This window comes from Peribacillus sp. NPDC097295 (assembly GCF_044761665.1).
Classification (GTDB): Bacteria; Bacillota; Bacilli; order Bacillales; family DSM-1321; genus Peribacillus.
Genome location: NZ_JBIWCW010000001.1, coordinates 173,349 through 196,923, shown reverse-complemented (window position 1 = coordinate 196,923; position 23,575 = coordinate 173,349). Strand labels below are relative to the sequence as shown.

19 protein-coding genes are annotated in these 23,575 nt (G+C 41.3%); 18 read left to right on the top strand and 1 reads right to left on the bottom strand.

Annotated features, from left to right (window positions below):
- Positions 1 to 80: 80 nt before the first annotated feature.
- The 4 genes from pyk to aceA all read left to right on the top strand — a co-directional run bounded on the left by pyk (position 81) and on the right by aceA (position 5,610).
- Positions 81 to 1,841: a pyruvate kinase gene (pyk, locus tag ACIQXN_RS00930; protein ID WP_402960803.1), complete on the top strand. Its 1,761-nt coding sequence runs from the start codon at positions 81 to 83 to the stop codon at positions 1,839 to 1,841.
- An 81-nt stretch (positions 1,842 to 1,922) separates the two neighbouring features.
- Positions 1,923 to 2,315, top strand: coding sequence for an FxsA family protein (locus ACIQXN_RS00925; protein ID WP_402960801.1), 393 nt, complete (start codon positions 1,923 to 1,925; stop codon positions 2,313 to 2,315).
- A gap of 373 nt (positions 2,316 to 2,688) precedes the next feature.
- Positions 2,689 to 4,281: a malate synthase A gene (gene aceB, locus ACIQXN_RS00920; RefSeq protein WP_402960799.1), complete on the top strand. Its 1,593-nt coding sequence runs from the start codon at positions 2,689 to 2,691 to the stop codon at positions 4,279 to 4,281.
- A gap of 45 nt (positions 4,282 to 4,326) precedes the next feature.
- Entirely contained in the window at positions 4,327 to 5,610 is a 1,284-nt protein-coding gene (gene aceA, locus ACIQXN_RS00915) for an isocitrate lyase (RefSeq protein ID WP_402960797.1), read from the top strand.
- A 156-nt stretch (positions 5,611 to 5,766) separates the two neighbouring features.
- On the opposite strand, the gene ytvI is transcribed toward aceA, so the two are convergent.
- On the bottom strand, positions 5,767 to 6,909 hold the full coding sequence (ytvI, locus tag ACIQXN_RS00910) for a sporulation integral membrane protein YtvI (RefSeq protein ID WP_402960795.1): 1,143 nt from the start codon (positions 6,907 to 6,909) through the stop codon (positions 5,767 to 5,769).
- Positions 6,910 to 7,096: 187 nt separating this feature from the next.
- Between ytvI and ACIQXN_RS00905 the strand changes: the two genes are divergently transcribed.
- The 14 genes from ACIQXN_RS00905 (at position 7,097) to speD (ending at position 23,503) form a co-directional block, all read left to right on the top strand.
- A complete protein-coding gene (locus ACIQXN_RS00905) occupies positions 7,097 to 7,558 on the top strand; it encodes a DUF441 domain-containing protein (protein ID WP_402960793.1) in 462 nt (153 codons plus the stop codon).
- A gap of 541 nt (positions 7,559 to 8,099) precedes the next feature.
- Positions 8,100 to 9,215, top strand: coding sequence for a citrate synthase (gene citZ, locus ACIQXN_RS00900; RefSeq protein ID WP_402960791.1), 1,116 nt, complete (start codon positions 8,100 to 8,102; stop codon positions 9,213 to 9,215).
- A gap of 155 nt (positions 9,216 to 9,370) precedes the next feature.
- Positions 9,371 to 10,639: an NADP-dependent isocitrate dehydrogenase gene (gene icd, locus ACIQXN_RS00895; RefSeq protein WP_402960789.1), complete on the top strand. Its 1,269-nt coding sequence runs from the start codon at positions 9,371 to 9,373 to the stop codon at positions 10,637 to 10,639.
- Between the two features lie 120 nt (positions 10,640 to 10,759).
- Positions 10,760 to 11,695, top strand: coding sequence for a malate dehydrogenase (gene mdh / locus ACIQXN_RS00890; RefSeq protein WP_402960787.1), 936 nt, complete (start codon positions 10,760 to 10,762; stop codon positions 11,693 to 11,695).
- A gap of 238 nt (positions 11,696 to 11,933) precedes the next feature.
- Positions 11,934 to 12,650, top strand: a complete 717-nt coding sequence (locus ACIQXN_RS00885) for a response regulator transcription factor (RefSeq protein ID WP_402960785.1) — start codon at positions 11,934 to 11,936, stop codon at positions 12,648 to 12,650.
- Entirely contained in the window at positions 12,647 to 14,425 is a 1,779-nt protein-coding gene (gene pnpS / locus ACIQXN_RS00880) for a two-component system histidine kinase PnpS (RefSeq protein WP_402960783.1), read from the top strand. Before ACIQXN_RS00885 ends, pnpS begins: the two co-directional genes overlap by 4 nt.
- 236 nt (positions 14,426 to 14,661) lie before the next feature.
- Positions 14,662 to 15,705, top strand: coding sequence for an FtsH protease activity modulator HflK (hflK, locus tag ACIQXN_RS00875; protein ID WP_402961704.1), 1,044 nt, complete (start codon positions 14,662 to 14,664; stop codon positions 15,703 to 15,705).
- A complete protein-coding gene (gene hflC / locus ACIQXN_RS00870) occupies positions 15,702 to 16,634 on the top strand; it encodes a protease modulator HflC (RefSeq protein ID WP_402960781.1) in 933 nt (310 codons plus the stop codon). The genes hflK and hflC overlap by 4 nt, the downstream gene beginning before the upstream one ends.
- A gap of 128 nt (positions 16,635 to 16,762) precedes the next feature.
- On the top strand, positions 16,763 to 19,390 hold the full coding sequence (gene polA, locus ACIQXN_RS00865) for a DNA polymerase I (protein ID WP_402960779.1): 2,628 nt from the start codon (positions 16,763 to 16,765) through the stop codon (positions 19,388 to 19,390).
- 20 nt (positions 19,391 to 19,410) lie between these two features.
- The gene (gene mutM, locus ACIQXN_RS00860) at positions 19,411 to 20,241 is read left to right on the top strand and encodes a DNA-formamidopyrimidine glycosylase (RefSeq protein WP_402960777.1); all 831 of its coding nucleotides are present in this window, start codon (positions 19,411 to 19,413) and stop codon (positions 20,239 to 20,241) included.
- A 77-nt stretch (positions 20,242 to 20,318) separates the two neighbouring features.
- The gene (gene ytaF, locus ACIQXN_RS00855; RefSeq protein WP_402960775.1) at positions 20,319 to 20,951 is read left to right on the top strand and encodes a sporulation membrane protein YtaF; all 633 of its coding nucleotides are present in this window, start codon (positions 20,319 to 20,321) and stop codon (positions 20,949 to 20,951) included.
- 24 nt (positions 20,952 to 20,975) lie between these two features.
- Positions 20,976 to 21,575, top strand: coding sequence for a dephospho-CoA kinase (gene coaE, locus ACIQXN_RS00850; RefSeq protein WP_402960773.1), 600 nt, complete (start codon positions 20,976 to 20,978; stop codon positions 21,573 to 21,575).
- Positions 21,576 to 21,739: 164 nt separating this feature from the next.
- Positions 21,740 to 22,777, top strand: coding sequence for a glyceraldehyde-3-phosphate dehydrogenase (locus tag ACIQXN_RS00845; RefSeq protein ID WP_402960771.1), 1,038 nt, complete (start codon positions 21,740 to 21,742; stop codon positions 22,775 to 22,777).
- A 345-nt stretch (positions 22,778 to 23,122) separates the two neighbouring features.
- A complete protein-coding gene (gene speD, locus ACIQXN_RS00840) occupies positions 23,123 to 23,503 on the top strand; it encodes an adenosylmethionine decarboxylase (RefSeq protein WP_402961702.1) in 381 nt (126 codons plus the stop codon).
- Positions 23,504 to 23,575 lie beyond the last annotated feature (72 nt).

The following is a 23,575-nucleotide window of genomic DNA, read 5'->3' as shown; positions in this document are numbered from 1 at the left end:
TGTTAAATACTACGTCCTTCTCCGTCATTGAAATCGGTAGACGACGAGTATCTTCAGTATCTTTATAGGAGGTTGACACCATGCGCAAAACTAAAATTGTATGTACGATTGGTCCTGCAAGTGAAAGTGTAGAAAAATTGGTTCAATTAATCGAGGCAGGAATGAATGTAGCACGGCTGAATTTTTCTCATGGTGATCATGAGGAGCATGCTGCAAGAATCCGCAACATCAGGGAAGCTGCAGAGAAAACGGGGAAAAAGGTTGCTATTTTGCTTGATACAAAAGGTCCGGAAATTCGGACGAACAATATGGAGAATGGCTCCATGGAATTGACGGCAGGTAACGAAGTAACCATTTCCATGCAAGAGGTTTTAGGGACACCAGAGAAATTCTCCATTACCTATGAAGGTCTATTATATGATGTACAAGCTGGATCTAGAATTTTACTGGATGACGGTTTGATTGGTCTTGAAGTGTTGAAAATTGATGAAGTAAAAAAAGAAATTCATACGAAAATCTTAAATAGTGGTACATTGAAAAATAAAAAAGGCGTGAATGTACCTGGCGTCTCAGTTAAATTGCCGGGTATTACGGAAAAAGATGAAAAGGACATCCTTTTTGGTATCGAACAGGGAATTGATTTTATAGCTGCCTCTTTCGTCCGCAGGGCTTCAGATGTACTGGAAGTTCGTGAGTTATTACAGCAAAATGGAGCAGATTATATTCAAATCATCCCTAAAATCGAAAATCAAGAGGGGGTAGATCGCCTCGATGAAATTCTGGAAGTAGCAGATGGATTGATGGTAGCTCGTGGTGATTTAGGCGTTGAAATCCCAGCAGAAGAAGTGCCACTAGTTCAGAAAGATATGATTAAGAAATGTAACAACGCTGGGAAACCAGTCATAACAGCTACACAAATGCTTGACTCCATGCAACGTAATCCACGTCCGACACGTGCAGAAGCAAGTGACGTGGCCAATGCGATTTTCGATGGAACGGACGCAATCATGCTTTCCGGCGAAACAGCTGCAGGGACATATCCAGTCGAAGCGGTTCAAACTATGCATAACATTGCTTCGCGTGCAGAAACTGCCCTGAATTATCGGGACATTCTTACAAGAAATAGCAAGGTGGACAGACATAACGTAACCGATGCTATTGGAGAATCGGTTGCACATACTGCTCTAAATCTTAATGCTGGTGCGATCATAACACCAACTGAAAGCGGTCATACGGCACGAATGATTTCTAAATATCGTCCAAAAGCTCCTATCATCGCTGTTACTTCAAACGAAAGCGTATCAAGAAGGCTTGCACTGGTCTGGGGAGTTTATCCACAGATGGGACCTAAAGCAGAAACGACGGATGATATGCTCCAAACAGCGATTGATCAAAGCCTTGAATCCGGAATTGTTTCCCACGGCGATTTAGTAGTGATTACCGCTGGTGTGCCTGTAGGTGAAATAGGAACGACTAACTTGATGAAAATTCATGTGTTAGGAGAGGTTCTATTGAAGGCTCAAGGGATCGGTAGGAAAACGGCGAAGGGCGAAGTGATAGTTGCCAAGGATGCCAAGGAAGCCGTGGAAAAAGTAAAAGAAGGATCTGTTTTGGTTACTCTCGGTTCAGATCGTGAAATGATGCCGGCAATAGAAAAATGTGCCGCATTGATTACTGAAGAAGGCGGTTTGACTAGCCATGCAGCAGTTGTCGGTGTCACTTTGGGCATTCCTGTCATTGTCGGGGCAGAAAATGCCACGAAAGTCTTTAAGGATGGACAGAGAATCACGGTCGATGCTAGCCGTGGAATCATTTACGATGGTCACGCCAAAGTTTTATAAAACAAAATTTTGGATGAAATCCAATCGATGATGTAAGATAAGTGTACCGCACCAGAAGTGGGCTGTGCAGGAGGAATGTAAATGAAGTACTTTTTATTGTTTATCATCGCAATGCCTATCATTGAGATCATTGTCCTCTTATTATCTGGCAATCTAATTGGTTTTTGGCCAACGCTGTTCCTTATTGTTGCCACTGGTTTAATCGGAGTTTATTTGGCTAAACGTCAAGGAATGGAAACATGGAAAAAGGCACAGGGACAACTTCGTCATGGGATCATGCCCGGAAATGAAATCATAGATGGGATTTGTATCTTCATTGGATCTGCTCTGCTGCTTTCACCGGGACTGATTTCGGACATTTTGGGATTAATCCTAGTGTTTCCACCCACGCGTAACCTTTTAAAACCAATTGTTATTCGGTTCATGATGAACAGGATGAACAAAGGAAAAGTAACAATCATCCAACATAAATAGTAAAAGGCTGTCCACAAGTAACAACGTGGACAGCCCTTTTTTGTTTAACTGGATAATTCCCTTCCGCTTCCAATCGTGTTTGTTTGCATGGCAAAGAGCTAGATTCCGTCTGACGATAGGAATGTAGCTTCTTTCTTCTGTATCATTCGACAAACTAGTCACTGAAGAAGGAAATTGAAAAAAGAAAACTGAATATTTATTATTTTTTGTTGTTAGAATGTTGATAGACCAAGCTTTTTTCAGTCGAATTAATCTGTATTTAAAAAAAAAAAGAAAATTAGGTGACAAATTTATACAGTGTGTTATATAATACAAACAGGAATTAAAATAACTGTATTATAACATTAAGGGTTGGAAGGATGTGGAAAGCAACATGATTACTGAAGCCAAAGGCTTACAAATTACAGGGAATATCAAGCCAGGATATGAACAAATACTTACGACGGAAGCCCTTCAATTTATTGAAAGAATTGAGCGGCAGTTCGGGGAAAGAAGAAGGGAACTTTTAGAACGACGCAAAACGGTTCAAGAGGAAATAAATCAAGGCAAGCAGCTTGATTTCCTGGAGGAAACGAAACATATCCGTGAAAGCGATTGGACGATTGCCCCCCTCCCGAAGGACTTACAAAATCGCAGGGTTGAAATTACGGGTCCGGTTGATCGTAAAATGATTATAAATGCTTTAAACTCGGGTGCTTCTGTTTTTATGGCCGACTTTGAAGATGCCAATTCACCTACTTGGGAAAATTGTATAGATGGTCAACTGAATTTGCGGGATGCCATCCGTGGTACCATTTCATTTGAAAACCCAAATGGCAAAGTATATACATTGAATGAAAAAACGGCAGTCCTAAAAATAAGGCCTCGGGGCTGGCATTTAGAGGAAAAACATGTTCTTTTAAACGGAAAGCCTATTTCCGCCAGCATTTTCGACTTCGGTCTATATTTTTACCATAATGTGAAGGCATTACTTGAAAAAGGAAGCGGGCCGTATTTCTATCTGCCGAAGATGGAGAGCCATCTCGAAGCTAGATTATGGAATGACATCTTTGTATATGCCCAAAATGATTTAAGAATTCCGCAGGGAACAATTAGAGCGACTGTCTTAATCGAAACCATTCTTGCAGCATTTGAAATGGATGAAATCTTGTATGAGTTGAAAGATCATTCCGCTGGCTTGAACTGCGGTCGTTGGGATTACATCTTCAGCTTCCTGAAAAAATTCCGTCATTCAGAAGACGTAATTTTCCCAGATCGATTACAGGTTACAATGACTGTTCCTAATATGAGAGCCTACTCCTTACTTGCAATCAAGACTTGCCACACCCGGAATGCTCCGGCAATCGGCGGAATGGCTGCCCAAATCCCGGTCAAGAATGACCCAGCCAAGAATGATGAGGCTTTTGCGAAAGTCCGTGCCGATAAAGAACGTGAAGCAAGAGATGGGCATGATGGTACATGGGTTGCTCACCCAGGCATGGTAAGTACCGCGAAGGAAGTGTTTGACCTTCTTGTTCCGAAACCGAATCAAATCTACCGCAAACGTGAGGATGTAGAAGTAACTGCTAAAGACTTGCTGGAAATACCCGAAGGCACGATTACGGAAGCTGGCTTACGGACGAACATAAACGTCGGCATTCAGTATATCGCTTCTTGGTTATGTGGTAGAGGGGCGGCTCCCATCAATAACTTAATGGAAGATGCTGCAACAGCAGAAATATCCCGTGCTCAAGTTTGGCAGTGGATTCGCCATCCTAAAGGCATATTGGAAGATGGCAGGAAAGTAACGGAAGAATTATTCCATCAAATCAAAGAGGAAGAGTTGGAAGTCATTAAATCCGAAATTGGGGAAGAAGCTTTCCAATCAGGGAAATTTGAAGAATCTACTAAACTATTTGAAGAACTGATTGTGGCTGACGAATTTGCTGATTTCCTAACAAATCCTGCATACGAAAAATTGACTTAATATTCAATTAATTATTGATCTAATATAAATTAGGAGGAAAATATAATGACGAATGAACGAGTAGAACAATTACAACAAAACTGGGAAAATGATTCAAGATGGACTGGGATCAAACGGACGTATACGGCTGAAGAAGTGATCAAATTAAGAGGATCCCTCGATATCGAACATACTTTAGCACGCCGTGGAGCTGAAAAACTATGGAATCTCCTGAAAGAAGAAGATTTCATTAATGCACTAGGAGCACTAACTGGTAACCAAGCCATGCAACAAGTAAAAGCCGGTTTGAAAGCAATCTACCTAAGCGGCTGGCAAGTTGCTGCGGATGCTAACATCGCAGGACAAATGTACCCTGATCAAAGCTTATACCCAGCTAACTCTGTACCACAAGTCGTGAAACGTATCAATCAAACACTACAACGGGCCGATCAAATCAGCTTTGCTGAAGGGAAAGATGATATCGACTGGTTCGCTCCCATCGTAGCTGATGCAGAAGCAGGTTTTGGCGGGGCCCTTAACGTATTCGAACTGATGAAAGGGATGATCGAAGCTGGAGCAGCCGGTGTCCATTTTGAAGATCAGCTTTCTTCCGAGAAGAAATGTGGACATTTAGGTGGTAAAGTTCTCCTTCCAACACAAATTGCCGTTCGTAACTTGATTTCTGCTCGTTTGGCTGCAGACGTAATGGGAACTCCGACTCTATTAATTGCCCGTACAGATGCTGACGCTGCAGACTTGATCACGGATGATATCGATCCAGTCGATGCTCCATTCATCACGGGCGAACGTACTCCAGAAGGATTCTACCGTACGAAAGCAGGTCTTGACCAAGCAATTGCCCGGGGCCTTGCATATGCACCATACGCCGACCTTATCTGGTGTGAAACATCCGAACCAAACCTTGCAGATGCCCGCCGTTTTGCGGAAGCGATTCACGCTGAGTTCCCTGGTAAACTACTAGCATACAATTGCTCACCGTCCTTTAACTGGAAAGCTAAATTAAGTGATGAGGAAATTGCTAGCTACCAAATCGAGTTAGGTAAATTGGGCTATAAATTCCAGTTCGTTACACTTGCAGGTTTCCATTCATTGAACCACAGCATGTTCAACCTTGCTCTTGGGTATAAAGAACGTGGAATGGCAGCATACTCAGAACTACAACAAGCAGAATTCGCTAGTGAAGGGGATGGCTATACGGCAACCCGTCACCAACGTGAGGTTGGAACTGGTTACTTTGATGAAGTGGCACAAGTTGTATCGGGTGGAACTTCCTCTACAACGGCACTTGCTGGTTCTACGGAAGCAGAACAGTTCGAAACATCAAAATAATAGCTAGAAAAGGGGTTGTCCCAAAAAGGGTAGTTAAGCCTGAATTGAATGAATAGAGAGAGGCAGAAATGTTGATTTAACAACATTTCTGCCTCTTCAATTTTGCGTTATTTTACTCGAAAAAGGACTTATGAGACAGCCCGTTTTCTATGAAACTTAAAGGAATTTATTAGGGGTTGGTTTTTTTGTATCAGGACCCATGATGTACGACCAAATGGCTTTAAAGACATGAGCCCGTTGAAGCGTATTGAATATGACCAGTGCCACTGGACCGGCAATCAATCCGAGGAACCCGATCAATTTAAATCCAATGAACAAGGCGATGAGAGTGGCAAGTGGATCCAAGCCAATACTAGAAGAAAGTACCTTTGGCTCTATCAATTGGCGCTGGACAACAACGATGATGTACAGCACAGACAACCCAATGCCAAGACTGGTATTCCCTGAAATGAATTCGAAGATGATCCACGGAATGAAGATGGTACCTGTCCCTAAATAGGGGATGATATCGACTAAGCCACAAATTAACGCAATGGTTATCGAATATTTGACGCCCAAGATAAGAAATCCAATCAAGATGGTGACGGTCGTTAATGAGACGAGTGTGAATTGAGCACGAATGAACCCGAATAATGCTCGTTTTAAATCACGAAATAAACGCTTGGCCCCGGAAAACACCTTATTCGGTAATACGTTGCTTGTCATTCGCCCAAAATGGTCATAATCTTTGCTGATGAAGAAAGTGCCTAATAAAGTGAACAGAAGTGCTGTTACAGTAGTAGGAAACCAGCCGATGATGGCCGGAATGTTCTTTAAGAATGTTTGGATGAAACTGCTGACCCCGGTAGTGATTGATTCACCAATATTTTGGATGTTTTTGATGATGGTGTCCTGCTGCTCGTTATCTAACGTATTGAACATGGCAGCCGTTTGATTGTACAAGGGGATAATCTTGGTGGAAATGAGCTTTTCTATGTAGTCCACGATGGTTTCGATATGTTCGGGGATCACACCCGCAAGGTAATTAGTGCCTGAAATGATTTCGGTAACCAAGAGGGTAATAAGTCCGGCAAAAACCAGAAAAATGAGTAATAGAGAGACAAATACAGCAAGACCACGCGGCAAGTGAGCTTTCTTTTCGAGGAAAGTAACAAGGGGGTTCATCAAGAAAGCGATGATCATGGCAATGATAAATGGATACGTATACTTTGATAAATAAAATAATGCCATTCCGCCTAGAAGGATACTCCCGATGACTGACAAGAATCGGATGAATCGGTAGATGAAAACAGGGTTCAAGATATTCCCTCCTTCTTACATTGCATTTGTATTATAATTGTAACGGTGTTGGAAAAGAAAGGAAAGTTCCTTTTAGGATCCATCTTGAACTTTTTCTTTCAGCGTCCTGATAAATACCTGGATTTAGAATGAGGAAAAGGGGTAGTTTGTTATGGTAAGATAACAAAAAAGGGAGAGGAGGGGGCGTATGGTAAACGGTCCAGTCATATTTTTAATTTTACTTGCTGCCATAGGATGGTTTGGGAAAAACACATCACTCATTGCAGCTGCAGGTTTTTTGTTACTTATGAAAGTCATTGGTCTTGATACAAAAGTGTTCCCCTATCTAGAAGGAAAAGGGATCAACTTAGGGGTTACGATCATTACCATTTCAGTGCTGATCCCGATTGCTAACGGGGCGATTGGTTTTAAGGAACTTGGGGATGCGATTAAATCGCCTTATGCATGGATAGCATTGGCTTCTGGAATAGCGGTTGCATTGATAGCGAAAAATGGAATCACCTTACTTTCTCATGACCCGCATATCACTACCGCGTTGGTTTTTGGGACGATTCTGGCGGTCGCATTATTCAAAGGTGTTGCGGTAGGTCCGTTGATTGGGGCTGGAATTGCTTATTTATGCATGCAGATCTTCGATTTTTTTAAATGATCATACTATAAATAAATAATAATTTTTTCATTCTTCTGGGATTTTTTTTATCTCCCTTATGTCGTATATATTCTGGTTGGATTCTTTTTTTACGAAAAACCCTCTGAAAAAACTAAAAAAAATGGATGGTTTAGCAATTGGAATTTTTCTAATGAAATAATAATTTTTTCATATTTTAAGCGCTTTTCATTCCCAAAAAAGTGATTATTGTTTATAATGATGTTGTAACTATGCCGAGTCATTATATTAGGATTAAAAAATATTAATTTTTTTAAAAAATCTTAAAAGAGTGTAGTTATTGAGCAAGCGCTCACTAGGAAGCGTACTACAAGCATTAATTTTTAGAATTCGTATAAGCGATTATAATAAGTCGTGCACGTTACTATTGTTTGTGTCACACTGTGTGAACACTTTCATTCGGTTATGCATGCCTTCAGCTAAAAAATAGATGGTTGGGTAGGATAGCTAACTCTTGGAAGCGCTATATTTATACGTAATGAGCAAGGGTATAGGGGAATTTTAGAAAAAGGAGAGATTTTATATGACAGCAACAAAAGGTCTAGAAGGCGTGGTAGCAACCACTTCATCCGTAAGCTCCATTATCGATGATACACTAACTTACGTTGGGTACGATATCGATGATTTAGCTACAAATGCCACATTTGAGGAAGTAATTTATCTATTATGGCATGGAGCTCTTCCGAACAAAAGCCAATTAGCTGAATTAACGAAACAACTTGCTGAAAATGCAGAGATTCCTGCAGAAGTTGTTAACCATTTCAAAACATACCCAATTGACAAAGTACATCCAATGGGTGCTCTTCGCACAGCGATTTCTCTTCTTGGTCTATATGATGAAGAAGCAGACGTAATGAGCGAAGAAGCTAACTACCGTAAAGCGATCCGCATCCAAGCTAAGATCCCGACGTTGGTAACAACTTTCGCACGTACCCGCCAAGGTAAGGAAGCGGTTGCACCACGTACGGACTTAAGCTTTGCTGCTAACTTCTTATATATGTTAAGTGGTAACGAACCAACTGCAATCGAAGAAGAAGCATTCAATAAAGCATTAGTTCTACATGCTGACCATGAATTAAACGCTTCTACATTTACTGCCCGTGTATGTGTAGCTACACTTTCTGATATCTATTCAGGTGTAACTTCTGCAATCGGTGCACTAAAAGGCCCTCTTCATGGCGGAGCCAACGAACAAGTTATGAAAATGCTAACAGAAATCGGTTCAGTAGAAAACGTAGAGCCATATATCAACGAAAAATTAGCAAACAAAGAAAAAATCATGGGCTTTGGCCACCGTGTATACCGTAAAGGTGACCCGCGTGCTAAACACCTTAAAGAAATGTCTCAAAAATTGACTGAACTTACTGGTCAACCTCAATATTATGAGATGTCTATTAAAATTCACGAAATCGTGACTGGTCAAAAGAATCTTCCGCCAAACGTAGATTTCTATTCTGCTTCCGTATACCATAGTCTGGGTATCGAGCATGACCTATTCACACCAATCTTTGCAGTGAGCCGTGCATCAGGATGGATCGCTCATATCCTTGAGCAATATTCAAACAACCGCCTAATCCGTCCACGTGCAGAGTATGTTGGACCAGGTATGCAAAAATACGTACCAATTGAAAATCGATAAAAAATTCGAATAAATAAAAAGTTTTTTCGAAATTTATATTTAATTTCATCGGATTTGTAGTAAATTAATAGATGTGGGTAAAAAAGGTTAGTGGTTCTGTCAGAATTATAAGGCAGACCAGCTAGCCTTTGAATTTGAATCGGAGGTAAAGAGACATGACACAAAGCCAAAAAATCACAGTTACTAACGGTGTTCTTAACGTACCAAACAATCCAATCGTTCCTTTCATTGAGGGAGACGGAATCGGTCCTGATATCTGGGCAGCAGCAGTACGCGTTTTAGACGCAGCTGTTGAAAAAGCATACAATGGCGAAAAGAAAATCGAATGGAAAGAAGTTTTAGCTGGACAAAAAGCATTTGACCAAACGGGCGAATGGCTTCCACAAGAAACTCTTGATGTCATCAACGAATATCTAATCGCTATTAAAGGACCACTTACAACTCCAATCGGCGGCGGTATCCGTTCATTGAACGTAGCATTGCGTCAAGTATTAGACTTATTCGTATGTCTACGCCCAGTACGTTACTTCGAAGGTGTACCTTCACCGGTTAAACGTCCTGAAGACACTGACATGGTTATCTTCCGTGAAAACACTGAAGACATCTATGCTGGTATCGAATATGCAAAAGGTTCTGACGAAGCGAAAAAATTAATCGACTTCTTACAAAATGAGTTTGGTGTTAAAAACATCCGTTTCCCAGAAACTTCTGGTCTTGGTATCAAACCAATTTCTGAAGAAGGTACAAAACGTCTTGTTCGCGCAGCACTTAACTACGCAATCAAAGAAGGTCGTAAATCATTAACACTTGTTCATAAAGGTAACATCATGAAGTTCACAGAAGGCGCATTCAAAACTTGGGGTTATGAAGTTGCTGAAACAGAATTCGCTGACAAAGTGTTCACTTGGAATCAATATGATCAAATCAAAGAAGCTGAAGGCACAGAAGCTGCTAACAAAGCACAATCTGCTGCAGAAGCTGAAGGCAAAATCATCGTTAAAGATTCTATTGCCGATATCTTCTTACAACAAATCCTAACTCGTCCAAAAGAGTTTGATGTTGTTGCAACAATGAACTTAAACGGAGATTATATCTCTGACGCACTAGCTGCTCAAGTTGGCGGAATCGGTATTGCTCCAGGAGCTAACATCAACTATGAAACTGGACATGCTATTTTCGAAGCAACTCACGGTACTGCTCCTAAATATGCTGGTCTTGATAAAGTTAACCCTTCTTCAGTTCTTCTTTCAGGCGTTCTTTTACTTGAACACCTTGGTTGGAATGAAGCAGCTAACAGCATCACTAAATCAGTAGAACAAACAATTGCTTCTAAAGTTGTTACATATGACTTTGCCCGCCTAATGGATGGCGCAACAGAAGTTAAATGTTCTGAGTTCGCTGACGAACTAATCAAAAACCTTTAATTTTTACTTATGACGCCTTTAGGAAAAGAGCCGATACCGGTTCTTTTCCGGAAGGCGTATAATTGTATACAGATGTTAAAAGTATTCCGGAATATTTGCATATTTCAAGGAGGAATTAACATGTCTACACGTAAAAAAATTACAGTGGTCGGCGCTGGTTTCACTGGTGCAACCGCAGCATTCCTTGCAGCCCAAAAAGAACTCGGCGACATCGTTTTAGTTGATATTCCACAAGCAGAAAACCCTACAAAAGGTAAAGCACTTGATATGGCTGAAGCAGGTCCGGTCCTAGGATTTGATGCTACTATCATTGGTACTTCCGACTATTCGGATACAGCTGATTCAGACGTGGTTATCATCACTGCAGGCATCGCGAGAAAGCCAGGCATGAGCCGTGATGATTTAGTGCAAACAAACCAAAAAGTTATGAAAGCTGTAACGAAAGAAGTGGTCAAACATTCTCCAAATACAACAATCATCGTTTTAACTAACCCAGTAGATGCAATGACTTACACCGTATATAAAGAATCAGGTTTCCCTAAAGAACGGGTGATTGGGCAATCCGGGGTTCTTGATACAGCCCGTTTCCGTACATTCGTCGCTCAAGAATTGAACTTGTCCGTTAAAGACATCACTGGTTTCGTCCTTGGTGGACACGGCGATGATATGGTTCCTCTAGTACGTTATTCTTACGCTGGCGGAATTCCTATAGAATCATTGATTCCTCAAGATCGATTAGAAGCAATCGTTGCTCGTACGCGTACCGGCGGCGGAGAAATCGTCAACCTTCTTGGTAACGGTAGTGCCTATTATGCCCCAGCTGCATCTTTGGTAGAAATGGCTGAATCAATCCTTAAAGACCAACGTCGCGTTCTTCCATCGATCGCTTACCTTGAAGGGGAATATGGTTTTGAAGGAATCTACCTAGGCGTGCCAACCGTACTGGGTGCCAATGGAATTGAAAAAATCATCGAATTGGAATTGACAGAGAGTGAAAAAGCAGCACTTTCTAAATCGGTTGATTCTGTTAAAGCAGTAATGCAAATATTAAAATAGAACCCATTTTCTTCTTTTCGAGACTGCCCCAAAAATGACAGAGAAGGCTAAGCCGTTCCCTATCATTTATCCAGGCGGTCTTTTTATGTATGGAGGTGGGGCTGCTTTCGGTTGGATGGTAAGATTAAGATGGCGAGAGGCTTTTTAGGTGTGACTTTTCGTTATTATTCTTTATAATAGAGTTGGATGAGTAGACAATGAAAAGTCTTAAGGGTAATACAAAATTCAGGAGGATCTAATGTCAAAGAAAATTCTCGTAGTGGATGATGAACAATCAATTATTACCTTACTGCAATACAATTTAGAGCAGGCTGGTTATTCTGTAATTACAGCTTTGGACGGGGAAGAAGGTCTACGGGCTGCTGTTGAGCTTCGTCCGGATTTGGTCGTATTGGATTTAATGTTACCCAAATTGGATGGGCTAGAAGTATGTAAACAGCTTCGTCAACAAAAACTCAATATCCCGATTTTGATGCTGACTGCCAAAGATGATGAATTTGATAAGGTTCTTGGTCTGGAGTTAGGGGCAGATGATTACTTGACAAAGCCCTTTAGCCCTCGTGAGGTAGTTGCACGGATTAAGGCGATACTCAGAAGATCACAGTTATCTGATGGTAATGATAGTCATGTTGACCAAGAGAATGAATCACTTAAAATAGGTGATTTGAAAATTTTTCCGGATCGTTATGAAGCATACTTCGATGAAGAACAATTAGAATTGACTCCAAAGGAATTTGAATTGCTTTTATACCTATTGAAGAATAAAGGAAGAGTTTTGACCAGAGATCAGTTATTGAGCACCGTCTGGAATTATGATTTTGCCGGAGATTCACGTATTGTGGATGTTCACATCAGTCACCTCAGGGAGAAAATTGAGCAGGATACAAAAAAACCTCTCTATATAAAAACGATAAGGGGCTTGGGCTATAAGTTTGAGGAGCCTAAAAAGGAATGACGACGTACCGTAAGAAACTTTTATTCACCCTCATCGCACTGGTGATGGTTGTCCTTATGGCCGTTGGTTTATTGTTGGGACACCTTTTCAAAAGTTACTATATTAAAACCTTTAATGAACGTATTCAAAATGAAACGTTTTTCATTTCTACATATATAAAAGAACATGGTGGTATCATATCCTTTTTGGAAAAAGGTAAAACGTCTAAATTAACGCCATTGCTCGAATCTAACTTAACCATTCTCTCGGCGGAAGGAGAAATTTTATATGATTCGACTTCTTCCAATGAGTTACGTGAAAGCCATGCGGATGTCCTTAGAAAGATTACCCTAAAAAAAGGGAAAGATCAAAGGGAAGGATACGAAGTGGTGGATGGTGAATCGGATCTTCACTATTATTGGGGCGCCGTTGAAAAGGATGGCGAGATAGAAGGTTTTGTCGTCCATAGTAATGAAATCGAAGCGATTCAACAAGTCAATCGACAAATGTGGAGCATATTGGTGGTTTGTTTAGGGACCGCCTTGATTATCATCTTAATGTTGGCAAGCAAAATTACTTCCTATTACACCCGGCCGATTGAAGAGGCTACAATGGCAGCCATCGAAATGTCGAAAGGGAATTATCGAACGCGTAAATTCGAGCAACATTCTGATGAAACAGGCATGTTGACGTCTTCATTGAACAAATTGGCAAGAAATCTGCAAGAAACGGAAATGGCGAGGGAAATGAACCAAGACCGCCTAGAAACACTCGTTGAAAATATGGGAAGCGGCGTCCTGTTAATTGACAGCAAAGGGTATACAACACTAATTAATCGGGAATTCAAGAAAACCTTTGATGTGGACGCGCATACATTCTTATATAAAGACTATTACTCAGTGATTAAAAACGAAGAAGTCATAGCCCTGATCGAAGAGATCTTCAGGACGGAAAAGACGATTAAACGCCAGGTGAAAATTCCGCTTTCCCTTAAACGGAAACATTTCGAAATCTATGGTGCCCCAATCATAGGTGATTATGATGAATGGAAGGGTATCTTGCTTATTTACCATGACATCACCGAATTGAAAAGGCTCGAACAAATGCGGAAGGATTTTGTGGCCAATGTCTCCCATGAATTAAGGACACCGATTACTTCCATTAAAGGATTCTCAGAAACGCTATTGGATGGGGCTTGGAAAGATGAAAAAACTTTGAAGCACTTTTTATCGATCATCCTGAACGAAAGTGATCGGCTTCAAGAGCTCATCCAGGCACTTCTTAATTTATCCAAAATGGAACAACAGGAATTTGTCCTAAAAACAGACAAGGTGGATATCACAAATATCCTGAAGGAAATTCAAGAGATGCTGATTGGCAAGTTACAAAGAAAAAAAATCTCCCTTGAAATCCAGGTCCCCAAAACTCAGGTGTTTATTGAAGGGGAATCCGATCGAATCAAACAAGTGTTCATCAACTTAATTACTAATGCCGTTGCCTATACTCCTAATGGTGGGGTTGTATCAGCAATAGTCAGGGAGAATGAACAAACCGTGGATATCATCATTCAGGATAATGGAATCGGAATTGAGGAAAAAGAGCTTCCGAGGATATTTGAACGATTTTATCGAATTGATAAAGCGAGAAGTCGTGATTCAGGAGGCACCGGAATCGGTCTTGCCATCGTCAAACATATCGTGGAAGTTCATAAAGGAAAAATTAAGGTAGAAAGTAAACCGGGAACCGGTACGACGTTCACGGTGACATTCAATAAAAAGTTGAAAGGGAAAGTGTAGAGTTTACACAGGATTTACACTCCCTTAAAACGAACTTCATAATGGGGGGTTACAATTATTGTACAACCCCTCATCCAAGGAGTTAGGAAAGGCAGGGAGATACTCGTCCCTGCTTTTTTTCTATGTGAAATAATTTGCGTTGTATGTTCGATGGTTTGTAAATATTTTAAATTTTACGAAACTTTGTCTCTTTCTTTGCGTAAATAAGATATAACACCAAATAAGGGGTGATACATATCGTTAGCTTGAAAAGGATTTATATGATGACGGGACTTGTCTTTCTCATTTTAATTCTTGGCGTGGTGGCTATAACCACATGGTACACAGTAGATGAATCAGATCAATCCGTTATAATGACGTTTGGTAAAGTGGAAGAGACGATAACTGAACCAGGCCTTCACTTTAAGTTGCCTTGGCCGATTCAATCGGTTCATAAGCTATCCAAGGAAACGTTCAGCCTCCAATTTGGGTACAAGGAAGAAGGCGGAAAGGTAACGGAGTATCCGAGGGAGACGAAGATGATTACCGGCGATGAGAACATTGTGCTGGCTGATTTGGTTGTCCAATGGAAAATTACCGATCCACCTAAATATCTATTCAATTCGGATGACCCACAGAAAATCTTATATGATACGACTTCCGCTGCTTTAAGGAGCATCATCGGTAGTACGATAATCGATGACGCCCTCACTTCAGGGAAAGCGCAAATTGAAGCGGACGTTCGTGAGTTACTATCAGAGTTAATGGGCAAATATGATGTGGGCATTTCGATTTCAGCAGTTAAGTTACAGGACGTGGAACTACCGAATGAAGAAGTGCGAAAAGCCTTTACGAATGTAACCGACGCCCGGGAGACAGCGAATACAAAATTCAATGAAGCCAATAAATATTCAAATAAACGGATTAATGAAGCAGAAGGGGAGAAAGACGCCATTATTTCAAAAGCAAACGGCGATAAAGCAGCCCGTACCGAAGCGGCTCGCGGTGATGTGGCGGTATTTGAAAAGTTGTTTAGTGAATATAAAGGCAATAAGGATATCACAAGAGACCGTCTGATAATAGAGACGCTTGAACAGGTATTGCCGAACGCGGATATATATATCATGAACGATGACGGAAATACAATGAAATATTTGCCGCTTCGTCCATTAGAAAAAGAAGAAACGAAAACACTGCCTGTCCCTGATGAAGAGGAAACGAAAGCACCGGATAGTGGAAAGACACCTAATGAAGAGACACCTAGTGAAGAGTCGACAGTGAAAGGGGGCACCCAGCCATGAGCGGAAAAGTGATCGATTTCAGTGAGCTCAAAAAAGGCGACTTTCAATGGAGAGGCTATGTCAAGATAGGGATTTTCTTCATTATTTTCATCCTCTTAATGCTAATCATCTTCACGAATGTGTATATTGTCAAAGAAGGGGAATACAAAGTCGTCCGCCAATTCGGTGAAGTGGTTAGAATTGATAAAACGCCAGGCTTAAAGGCTAAGGTACCATTCATACAAAGTGTTGTGACCTTACCTAAGTATCAAATGAGTTCCGATGTGTCCGAAGCTGAAATCAATACGAAAGATAAAAAACGGATGTTGATCGATAATTATGCAGTCTGGCGCATAGAAGACCCGAAAAAATTGATCACCAATGCTAGGACGCTGGAAAACGCGGAAACAAGGATGGAAGAGTTCATCTATTCTGCGGTCCGTTCAGAGTTGGGACAACTGGATTATGATGAAATCATCAATGATGAGAAGTCTTCTAGAGGAAGCTTGAATGACCGAATCACAGAAAAGGTGAACGACCTCCTAGTGAAGGACAACTACGGAATCAGCCTTACCGATGTCAGAATCAAACGAACTGATTTGCCAGCGGAAAATGAGGAATCAGTCTATAAGCGGATGATATCCGAGCGGGAATCGAAAGCGCAGGAGTATCTATCAAAGGGAGACGCGAAGAAGAATGGAATCATAGCAGATACGGATCGAAAGGTAACGGAATTGCTTGCAACTGCGCAAGCCAACGCAGAAGTCATACGTGCTGAAGGAGAGGGAGAATCAGCCAAGATTTATAATAAATCATTCTCCAAGGATCCTGAATTTTATAAACTGTACCGGACGCTGGAATCTTACAAAAAAACGGTCGGTGATCAAACGGTGATCATTTTACCGTCCGATTCCCCGTACGCTAGCTTGTTAATGGGAAATACTAAATAATCACATAGCCGTTCATTTTTCTTTCCACTTCTACTCATGGTAGAATGGAAAGAAGATGAACGGTTTTTTTTGTGTGAATATATAGAAGCCGACCTACATAAAACGGGTGTGACTGGAGGAAGACAAATTTGAATAAAAAGTTAGTACTTATAGATGGAAATAGCATAGCCTACCGCGCATTCTTTGCGCTTCCACTTTTGAATAATGATAAAGGGGTGCATACGAATTCGGTTTATGGATTCACCATGATGCTCAATCGTATCCTTGAAGAAGAAAAGCCAACTCATATACTCGTGGCCTTCGATGCGGGTAAAACGACATTTAGACACGCTTTCTTTAAGGAATACAAGGGAGGGCGTCAAAAAACACCGCCTGAACTATCCGAACAATTCCCCTTCATCAGGGAGCTGCTTGATTGCTTCCAAATAAAACGGTATGAACTGGAAAATTACGAAGCCGATGATATTATCGGAACGCTTTCCCTTCAGGCAGAGAAAGATGATTTTGAGGTGAAGGTCATTTCGGGTGATAAGGATTTGACGCAATTAGCTTCACCGAACACGACAGTTTCGATTACGAAGAAGGGCATTACGGAAATTGAAGAATATACACCAAAACATATCCATGAAAAATACGGCCTTTCTCCCGTGCAAATCATTGATTTGAAAGGGTTGATGGGTGATTCATCTGATAATATCCCGGGAATTCCAGGGGTAGGCGAGAAAACGGCGCTTAAATTGTTGCATCAGTTCGAAACGGTCGAAAACCTGCTCCAATCGATTGATGAGGTAAGCGGCCAGAAATTAAAAGAAAAGATTGAAGAGAATAAAGACCTTGCCCTGCTAAGTAAAGAGCTTGCGACAATTACAAGAGAAGCTCCTATTGAAGTGGCCGTGGCTGAAACTGAGTACAACGGAATGGACCAGGAAAAGGTCATAGATTTTTATAAAGAATTAGGTTTCTCAACACTTCTTGATAAATTGGACGTTTCAGGGGGGGAACCGCTAGAACAGGAAAACATTAATGTTCAGGTAAGTTCGGAATTGAAGCCGGAAATGTTGTCTGATGAAAATGCCCTGTACCTCGAAATTCTCGAAGATAATTATCACCATGCAGAAATATTGGGCATCTCCATCTGTAATGAGCAGGGGAATTTTTATTTCCCGGGTGAAATAGCCCTGACGTCTGATTTGTTCAAGACGTGGGCGGAAGATGAGACCAAAAAGAAAACGGTTTATGATGCGAAGCGCACGGTTGTGCTTCTGCGTCATCGCGGAATCGATATAAAGGGCATCGATTTTGATGTATTTTTAGCATCCTATATCTTGGATCCCGGGGAGTCTGTAGATGAGGTGGCGGAGATCACAAAAACTCAAGGTCTGGTCCGCCTTGAAAGCGATGATGTTTTTTATGGAAAAGGAGCAAGACGAAAGATACCTGGAGATGCCGAGCTTAGTGAGCATATTGCTAGAAAAGCGAAGGCGATTTTTGGATTAAAGGAACCGATGGTCGAAAAATTGCACGAGTATGAACAATATGATTTGTTAACCAATCTTGAGCTGCCCTTGTCCATCATTCTTGCAAACATGGAATGGCAGGGCGTTAAGGTCGATATCGGAAGGTTAAACAACATGGGACAGGAATTGGCTGTCCGCTTAAGAAGCATTGAAGGACGGATATTCGATTTGGCTGGAGAAGCATTCAATATTAACTCGCCTAAACAACTTGGGATGATTCTTTTTGAGAAATTGGAGCTTCCCGTATTGAAGAAGACAAAAACCGGTTATTCCACGTCAGCAGATGTACTCGAAAAACTTGAAAGTAAGCACGATATCGTTAAAGAAATCCTGCTGTACCGTCAGTTGGGGAAACTGCAGTCCACCTATATCGAGGGCTTGCTAAAAGTGGTGAATCGGGAAACGGATAAGGTACATACCCGTTTCAATCAGGCATTGACCCAAACAGGGCGTTTGAGTTCCACGGACCCTAACCTGCAAAATATCCCGATTCGTCTAGAGGAAGGTCGGAAAATCAGACAGGCATTCATTCCTTCTGAAAAGGGTTGGATTATTTTCGCAGCCGACTATTCACAGATCGAACTTCGAGTATTGGCGCATATCGCTAATGACAGCGGTTTGGTTGACGCGTTCAGGGCAGGGATGGATATTCATACAAGGACAGCGATGGATGTATTTCATGTGCCTTCAGAAGAGGTTACCTCGAACATGCGTCGCCACGCGAAAGCCGTAAACTTCGGAATCGTTTATGGAATAAGTGATTATGGACTGTCGCAAAGTCTTGGAATAACACGAAAAGAAGCGGGGGAGTTCATCGAGAGGTACTTCAAAAGCTTCCCGGGCGTGCAAGATTATATGGAAGAAAGCATTCATGAAGCGCGTAAGAACGGATATAGTACAACGCTTTTACAAAGAAGGCGCTACATTCCTGAAATTACGAGCCGTAATTTCAATATACGCAGTTTCGCTGAAAGGACAGCGATGAATACCCCAATTCAGGGAAGTGCAGCAGATGTCATCAAGCTTGCAATGATCAATATGAACGATCGTCTAAAAAAGGAAGGTCTTAAAACAAGGATGCTCCTGCAAGTACATGATGAATTGATTTTCGAAACGCCGCCGGAGGAACTTGAGATACTGATGAAAATCGTACCGGAAGAAATGGAAAGCGCGATTGAATTGAACGTTCCACTAAAAGTGGATTATGCATACGGACCAACATGGTTTGATGCCAAATAAATAAAGATAGGTGATAATGAATGCCAGAACTTCCTGAAGTGGAAACCGTCAGAAGAACATTAGAGCAACTTGTTTTGGGAAAGGAAATCATGGAGGTTACCGTCCTTTGGCCGAAAATCATCAAGGCACCTGAACCAGTTGAACAATTTCAAGATGCATTAAAGGGGCAGACGATTCAAAATATTGGTCGTCGGGGCAAGTTTCTCATTTTTACCTTGGATGATTATGCCATGGTCTCTCATTTAAGGATGGAAGGTAAATACGGGGTGCATTTAAAAGAAGAAACGTACGACAAGCACACCCATGTCATCTTCACTTTCACGGACGGCAGTGAGCTTAGGTACCGGGATGTCCGCAAATTCGGGACGATGCATTTATTTCGCAAAGGTGAAGAAATGGAGCAGATGCCTCTTCTACATTTAGGTCCTGAACCCTTATCGGACGAGTTCACTATCGAAGGACTGAGTGCGAAACTTGCTAGAACGAATAGGAAGATCAAACCTGTCCTTCTCGATCAAACCGTCGTGGTCGGAATCGGTAATATTTATGTGGACGAATCATTGTTCCGCTCCGGTATCCATCCGGAACGCAAGGCCTCTTCCCTTACCTTGGAAGAAATCACAAGGCTGCATGCCGAAATCATCGCTACCTTGAGCGAAGCGGTGGAAAAAGGCGGAAGCACGATCCGTTCGTATGTCAACTCACAAGGTCAAATCGGGATGTTTCAATTGGAACTTAATGTATACGGCCGTAAAGGGGAGAACTGTAAAGTTTGCGATACCCCTCTCGAGAAGTTAGTCGTGGCCGGACGGGGCACACATATATGTCCGTCCTGTCAGCAGAATAAGTAGTCATTTATAAAAACACATCGGATGGGCTCCTTCCATATACTAGGGTAGCAATAAGATGGGAAGGAGCAATCATTCCGATGTGGCTACAAATCATTTTCCTTGCTTTTGCAGTGAGTATTGACGGTTTTGGTGTAGGTATGACTTTTGGTATGCGAAAGATGAAAATACCCTTGAAATCAATTGCAGTGGTATCTGTCTGTTCGGCAATGAGTTTAGGGATGGCGATGGTCATCGGTGAATTCATCAGTCAGCTTATCTCTGTCGGGGCGGCTGAAAAAACAGGGGGCATTATTCTCGTTCTTTTAGGCTCCTGGATGGTGTACCAATATTTTAAGCCTGAAAAAGAAACGAATGACGAGCGATATCATGAAAAGATCATCTTTAACTTTGAAATTAAATCGCTAGGCGTGGCTATCAATATTTTACAAAAACCATTGAATGCCGATTTTGATAAATCAGGTACAATTACTGGAATCGAGGCGCTTGTGCTCGGATTTGCCTTGTCACTCGATGCATTCGGTGCCGGGGTGGGGGCGGCCATGATGGGGATCTCCCCAATCATTCTTGCACTCTGCATAGCCGTGATGAGCTTCATTTTTATCGGGAGCGGACTTCAATTCGGAAAATTACTTTCTAATAATAGAATTGTGCAGCATTTGACCTTTCTTCCAGGCCTATTACTGATTTTAATTGGCTTATTCAAATTATAAATAGACGGGTTAAAGGGGGAGCTTATGGGACAAATCATTGGAATCACTGGAGGAATTGCCAGTGGGAAAAGTAGTGTCAGCCAATATATAAAGGAATTGGGTTTCCAGGTAGTGGACGCGGATGTGGCTTCTCGTGCTGTCGTGGAACCTGGTGAAGATGCCTATCTACAAGTGGTGAAGGCTTTCGGTGAAGATCTTTTATGTCCTGATGGTAGTATTGACCGGACAAAATTAGGCTCGATTATATTTCATGATCAAGAAAAAAGACTGCTTTTAAATAGTATCGTACATCCTGCTGTGAGGAATTGGATGCGAGTGGAGACGGAAAAGGCCCTTGCAACAGGAGTAGAAACCGTATTTATGGACATTCCGCTCCTGTTCGAAAGCAAGCTGACGTTTATGGTGGAAAAAACACTCTTGATATATGTAGACGAATCGGTTCAATTGGAGCGGTTAATGAATCGGAATGTATTAACCAAATCGGATGCATTAGCAAGGATCCGTTCGCAAATGCCTCTGAAGGACAAAAAAGCACTCGCGGATGCCATTGTCGATAATAATGGGGATATAGAAGAAACGAAAAAGCAGGTTGAAGAAGTACTTAAGAAATGGAACATCTTATAAAATATAATAGGAAAAGGAGGAACTCTTTAAGGGTTTTTCCTTTTTTTTCTGAAAAAAGAACAAATCCGCTTTTTTTGTTAACACATTTAGAGTTAAATGTGTTATACTAATTACATATGAAGGGTAATAAGTATAACTTTAATATACTCAGGAGGGTCCGATAAATGAATTCAAGAATAGCGATTAACGGATTTGGAAGAATTGGAAGAATGGTTTTCCGTAAGGCAATATTGGATGAAAGTCTGGACATCGTTGCCATTAATGCAAGCTATCCCGCTGAAACATTAGCTCATTTATTGAAGTATGATACCATTCATGGGAAGTTTGACGGTATAATCATTGCCGAAGATGATTCTCTTGTCGTGAATGGGCGACGCGTACAACTGATTAATAATCGCGATCCAAAGTTATTGCCTTGGAAAGAGATGGATATAGATATTGTAATTGAAGCCACGGGCAAATTCAATGATCGATCTAAAGCAGCCATGCATTTAGAAGCAGGAGCAAAAAGGGTCATTCTTTCCGCGCCGGGTAAAAATGAAGACGTTACCATTGTGATGGGCGTTAATCAGGAAGCGCTAGAAATCGACAAGCATTTTGTTATTTCGAACGCATCTTGTACGACTAATTGCCTTGGACCGGTTGCGAAAGTGCTCGAGCAAAAATTTGGTATAGACAACGGCTTGATGACGACCATTCATTCTTATACGAATGATCAGAATAACATTGATAACCCGCATAAAGATTTAAGACGTGCTCGCGCTGCTGCTGAAAGCATCATTCCTACGACTACAGGTGCGGCTAAGGCTCTTTCGTTGGTGTTGCCTCAATTAAAAGGTAAACTTCATGGTATGGCCATTCGTGTACCAACGCCGAATGTTTCTTTAGTCGATCTTGTTGTGGACTTAAACCGTGATGTAACTATTGATGAAGTGAATCAGGCTTTCATTGACGCATCAGAAAATGAACTAAAAGGAATTATGGAATATACAACAGAACCGCTTGTTTCAAGTGATTTTAAAACTAATCCGCACTCTGCGATCATCGACGGCCTGTCGACCATGATGATTGGTGATAGAAAAGTGAAAATTCTTGCTTGGTATGATAATGAGTGGGGATATTCCAACCGTGTAGTCGATCTTGTCAAATTAGTGGCTTCTGAGTTGAGTAAGGTATCAGAAGTTCAGATGTCAGCGAAATAGAAAAAGTTTCAGGGCCCGTTACCTTTGACGGGCTGTTTTTTTTGGGAGGATTAGACTAATCCAGAACATAGCTTTGGTGTCCTGATAAGGGATAAAAGTATGAGTGAATAGGATATCTCACTAACAATTAATGATTAATTTACCAAAAATGCTAAATGCAGTTGCAAAAGAAAACCATACATTATATACTATAAATCGTGAACTTCTTAATAAAGAGAGTTTGCATAATGGCTACTTAAAGGGTTAGGACCTCTTTGGACTAACTTTCCCCCGTGGTAGTTATTAAGGATTTTGAATTTTTAATCACGGTTAAGGGGGAAACATAATATGGAATCAGCTTACACAATGGAAACTATGGGTAGACATGTCATTTCCGAACTATGGGGTTGTGACTTTGAAAAACTGAACAATATTGATTTAATTGAAAGAATCTTCGTGGATGCTGCACTGAAATCGGGTGCTGAGGTACGCGAAGTGGCGTTCCATAAGTTTGCTCCACAAGGAGTGAGCGGGGTGGTCATCATTTCTGAATCACATCTAACCATTCATAGCTTTCCAGAACATGGGTATGCCAGCATTGACGTCTATACGTGTGGCAACTTAGATCCAAATATCGCTGCTGATTATATTGCAGAGGCTTTGAATGCACAAACGCGAGAAAACATCGAACTTCCACGTGGACTTGGTCCCGTACAAATGAAAAAAACCAAAATGAGCGTACTATAATAACGAATTAACAGAGATGCCATAGATGCATCTCTTTTTTGATGCAATGGAATGGTTTTTCTTCCCGTATGT

Excerpts from the sequence above, each read along its gene's own strand:
- citZ (WP_402960791.1), top strand. The coding sequence starts at position 8,100 with ATGACAGCAACAAAAGGTCTAGAAGGCGTGGTAGCAACCACTTCATCC.
- mdh (WP_402960787.1), top strand. The coding sequence starts at position 10,760 with ATGTCTACACGTAAAAAAATTACAGTGGTCGGCGCTGGTTTCACTGGT.
- ACIQXN_RS00925 (WP_402960801.1), top strand. The coding sequence starts at position 1,923 with ATGAAGTACTTTTTATTGTTTATCATCGCAATGCCTATCATTGAGATC.
- ACIQXN_RS00845 (WP_402960771.1), top strand. The coding sequence starts at position 21,740 with ATGAATTCAAGAATAGCGATTAACGGATTTGGAAGAATTGGAAGAATG.
- pyk (WP_402960803.1), top strand. The coding sequence starts at position 81 with ATGCGCAAAACTAAAATTGTATGTACGATTGGTCCTGCAAGTGAAAGT.
- ACIQXN_RS00885 (WP_402960785.1), top strand. The coding sequence starts at position 11,934 with ATGTCAAAGAAAATTCTCGTAGTGGATGATGAACAATCAATTATTACC.
- ytaF (WP_402960775.1), top strand. The coding sequence starts at position 20,319 with ATGTGGCTACAAATCATTTTCCTTGCTTTTGCAGTGAGTATTGACGGT.
- aceB (WP_402960799.1), top strand. The coding sequence starts at position 2,689 with ATGATTACTGAAGCCAAAGGCTTACAAATTACAGGGAATATCAAGCCA.
- speD (WP_402961702.1), top strand. The coding sequence starts at position 23,123 with ATGGAAACTATGGGTAGACATGTCATTTCCGAACTATGGGGTTGTGAC.
- coaE (WP_402960773.1), top strand. The coding sequence starts at position 20,976 with ATGGGACAAATCATTGGAATCACTGGAGGAATTGCCAGTGGGAAAAGT.
- hflC (WP_402960781.1), top strand. The coding sequence starts at position 15,702 with ATGAGCGGAAAAGTGATCGATTTCAGTGAGCTCAAAAAAGGCGACTTT.
- icd (WP_402960789.1), top strand. The coding sequence starts at position 9,371 with ATGACACAAAGCCAAAAAATCACAGTTACTAACGGTGTTCTTAACGTA.
- mutM (WP_402960777.1), top strand. The coding sequence starts at position 19,411 with ATGCCAGAACTTCCTGAAGTGGAAACCGTCAGAAGAACATTAGAGCAA.
- pnpS (WP_402960783.1), top strand. The coding sequence starts at position 12,647 with ATGACGACGTACCGTAAGAAACTTTTATTCACCCTCATCGCACTGGTG.
- ACIQXN_RS00905 (WP_402960793.1), top strand. The coding sequence starts at position 7,097 with ATGGTAAACGGTCCAGTCATATTTTTAATTTTACTTGCTGCCATAGGA.
- aceA (WP_402960797.1), top strand. The coding sequence starts at position 4,327 with ATGACGAATGAACGAGTAGAACAATTACAACAAAACTGGGAAAATGAT.